This window comes from Planktotalea frisia, from assembly GCF_001890925.1.
GTDB classification, from domain to species: Bacteria; Pseudomonadota; Alphaproteobacteria; order Rhodobacterales; family Rhodobacteraceae; genus Planktotalea; species Planktotalea frisia.
This window is the reverse complement of sequence record NZ_MLCB01000098.1, coordinates 1-3,076: the sequence shown is the minus strand read 5'-3', so window position 1 is coordinate 3,076 and position 3,076 is coordinate 1. Positions and strand designations below refer to the sequence as shown.

The following is a 3,076-nucleotide window of genomic DNA, read 5'->3' as shown; positions in this document are numbered from 1 at the left end:
TCAGACAATTTCCGCGTCATAACCCATGAAAAAATTCGGGTTTTGGGGTAGCAGCGGTATACCTCTTAAATTAACTGCTGATGACGCTAGGTTAACCATGTAATTGGGGCGAGTTTTGTTTCCAAAATGGAATTTGTAAGCCCTAAATGACGCGATTGCGGCAAGTTTGCCTAAATTTTTAACGAAAAAGAGCGCCCCTAGGGACGCTCTTTCGCTTAATTCTTAACTACCAATTAGCAGGAGTAGTACATACCGTACTCAACTGGGTGTGGCGTGTGCTCGTACAATTCGACTTCTTCCATTTTCAGAGCGACATAGCCTTCGATCTGATCTTTGGTGAAAACGTCGCCCTCAAGCAGAAAGTCGCCGTTTGCTTGCAGCTCGTCTAGCGCCTCGCGCAAGGAACCACACACTGTTGGGATGTCCGCCAGCTCTTCCGCAGGAAGATCATAGAGGTTCTTGTCCATTGCTTCGCCTGGATCGATCTTGTTCTTGATACCGTCAAGACCAGCCATAAGCAGCGCTGCAAAGCACAGATAAGGGTTGGCAGATGGATCAGGGAAACGTGCCTCGACGCGCTTGGCCTTCGGGCTTTCTGTCCATGGAATACGCACACAACCGGAACGGTTACGCGCAGAATACGCGCGCAGAACAGGTGCCTCAAAACCCGGGATCAAACGCTTGTAGCTGTTTGTAGATGGGTTAGTGAAAGCGTTCAGCGCTTTTGCATGCTTTAGGATACCACCAATGAAATATAGCGCTTCCTGTGACAGATCCGCGTATTTGTCGCCTGCGAACAATGGCTTACCATCTTTCCAGATGGACATGTTCACGTGCATACCTGTGCCGTTGTCGCCGTAGATTGGCTTTGGCATGAAGGTTGCGGACTTGCCGTAGGCATGCGCCACGTTGTGGATAACATATTTGTACTTCTGAAGTTCATCGGCCTGCTTTGTGAGGCTATCAAAAACCAGACCAAGCTCGTGCTGGCAGGACGCAACTTCGTGGTGATGCTTGTCAACCTTCATGCCGAGACGCTTCATCGTGGAGAGCATTTCGCCGCGCAGGTCTTGCGCTTCGTCGATTGGGTTAACAGGGAAATAACCGCCTTTGACGCCAGGGCGGTGGCCCATGTTGCCCATTTCGTACTCTGTGTCGGTGTTCCAAGATGCGTCAGTCGCGTCGACTTCAAACGACACTTTGTTCATCGTGTTGGAGTAGCGCACGTCGTCAAAGAGGAAGAATTCCGCCTCTGGACCCATATAAGCCACATCGCCGATGCCAGATGCTTTTAGGTATGCTTCGGCCTTTTGGGCAGTACCGCGTGGGTCGCGCTCGTAGGCTTCACCCGTATCTGGCTCAACGATGGAGCAATGGATGCAGAGCGTTTTTTCAGCATAGAATGGGTCGAGATATGTTGTGGACGTGTCCGGCATCAGTTTCATGTCGGAATTTTCAATGCTTTTCCAACCCTCGATAGAGGAACCGTCGAACATAAAGCCTTCTTCAAGAAAGTCTTCATCAACGAGATCGCAATCGACCGTCACGTGTTGCACTTTACCGCGCGTGTCGGTGAAGCGGATGTCTACATAGGCGACATCTTCGTCGCGGATTTGCTTTAGAACGGCTTCGATACTCATGTGCCTTCGTCCTTTGTTAGTTAAGATAGAGTTAGAGTAGGGAGTTTAGAGAGCGTCTGAACCGGATTCTCCGGTGCGGATGCGAATGGCTTGCTCAACGGGGCTGACGAAAATCTTACCGTCGCCAATTTTGTCTGTCTTGGCGGCGCTTACGATAGCGTCAATTGCGGCATCTACTTGATCATCGTCAAGAACAACGTCGATTTTCACTTTCGGGAGGAAATCAACGACGTACTCCGCGCCGCGATATAGCTCTGTATGGCCTTTTTGACGTCCGAAGCCTTTGACTTCAATTACGCTAAGACCTTGAACGCCCACGTCCTGAAGAGCTTCTTTCACTTCGTCGAGCTTGAATGGTTTGATGATCGCTTCGATCTTTTTCATGTCTGACCCCTCCGGTGCGCTACTTGAGATCCTCAGATCATTTCGCGCGCAAAGTCACAAACATATTGGCTTTTTTGGGAGAGATCTTTGTGCCTAGAAAGAAGCCAGTGTTTAAAAATTAAACACTTCGCCCAAAAAATGAGCAAAGTGAAAACTTAGATGCTAATTTTGATGGTTCACAGCGTGCGATGGCACACACGCTGAGGTGTTAATGCGTGCTTTGGCAGCCAACCTCTAGCCCGCCAGCATAGATGACATGAGGTTTGTCAAAAATAAATTCGACGATCTCAAGCTCTTGCTTTGGCAATACTTTGATAAATTCACCATCTTGCAAATCGTGTGCGGGAATCAATGCTTGCGCTGCACCATACATGGCAATCGCACGCCAATCACGGATCAGAATTTCTGTTCCGCAGGGCAGGGTGATGTCCTCTGCGGGGCGTGTATGCCCCAGCGAACCTGCTTTTATAAGCACCGCATCGCATACAACACGTTTGCGACGTACGCCGAGTAACTTAACCATTCCCGCATCGCGAGTGATGATGCGATCACCGGGTGCAATGTCACGCGCCAGCAATTCACCGTCCATGGTTAGAATGATTGTATCTGCGCAAAGACCAGAGTGTGCAGAGTTTTCCTGCGCTTTTTGATCTTCCGAGGCCTGATCCTCGTGAACGCGCCGGGCCATTTTTGGCTCCATTGGCGATATCCTATATCTGCTCTCATGGTCATTTTCGACCTTATGGGGGTAATCGTAGCGGGTTTTCCCCCGCGCTGCTAGTCTCTTATGTCGATACGAATCCATGGGCGTTGTATCGCAGCGACACCTTGAGATTTGGTAAAGCTGCATTTTCCTCTCGCCATGTGCGTTTGGCTTTGCTAAGAGGCGCTCAAGTGCGGGTGTGGCGGAATTGGTAGACGCACCAGATTTAGGTTCTGGCGCCGCGAGGCGTGGGGGTTCGAGTCCCTTCACCCGCACCATTTTTATTTTTATACCGCTGCTACCCCAAAACCCGAATTTTTTCATGGGTTATGACGCGGAAATTGTCTGA

At 50.0% G+C, this 3,076-nt stretch carries 3 protein-coding genes and 1 tRNA gene; 1 reads left to right on the top strand and 3 read right to left on the bottom strand.

All coding sequences use genetic code 11. From position 1 onward, the window contains the following. Nucleotides 1-233: 233 nt before the first annotated feature. From glnA to PFRI_RS06645, 3 genes are all read right to left on the bottom strand, one after another. On the bottom strand, nucleotides 234-1,640 hold the full coding sequence (glnA, locus tag PFRI_RS06655) for a type I glutamate--ammonia ligase (RefSeq protein ID WP_072629924.1): 1,407 nt from the start codon (nucleotides 1,638-1,640) through the stop codon (nucleotides 234-236). 45 nt (nucleotides 1,641-1,685) lie between these two features. Continuing rightward, nucleotides 1,686-2,024, bottom strand: coding sequence for a P-II family nitrogen regulator (locus tag PFRI_RS06650; protein WP_009828308.1), 339 nt, complete (start codon nucleotides 2,022-2,024; stop codon nucleotides 1,686-1,688). Nucleotides 2,025-2,232: 208 nt separating this feature from the next. Further along, nucleotides 2,233-2,712, bottom strand: a complete 480-nt coding sequence (locus PFRI_RS06645) for a Hint domain-containing protein (RefSeq protein WP_084649631.1) — start codon at nucleotides 2,710-2,712, stop codon at nucleotides 2,233-2,235. A gap of 208 nt (nucleotides 2,713-2,920) precedes the next feature. On the opposite strand from PFRI_RS06645, the gene PFRI_RS06640 reads away from it, so the two are divergent. Next, nucleotides 2,921-3,005: transfer RNA gene (locus PFRI_RS06640), tRNA-Leu, on the top strand. Nucleotides 3,006-3,076: the final 71 nt, after the last annotated feature.

Coding starts and splice junctions, on each gene's coding strand:
- glnA (WP_072629924.1), bottom strand. CDS start 1,640: ATGAGTATCGAAGCCGTTCTAAAGCAAATCCGCGACGAAGATGTCGCC.
- PFRI_RS06645 (WP_084649631.1), bottom strand. CDS start 2,712: ATGGCCCGGCGCGTTCACGAGGATCAGGCCTCGGAAGATCAAAAAGCG.
- PFRI_RS06650 (WP_009828308.1), bottom strand. CDS start 2,024: ATGAAAAAGATCGAAGCGATCATCAAACCATTCAAGCTCGACGAAGTG.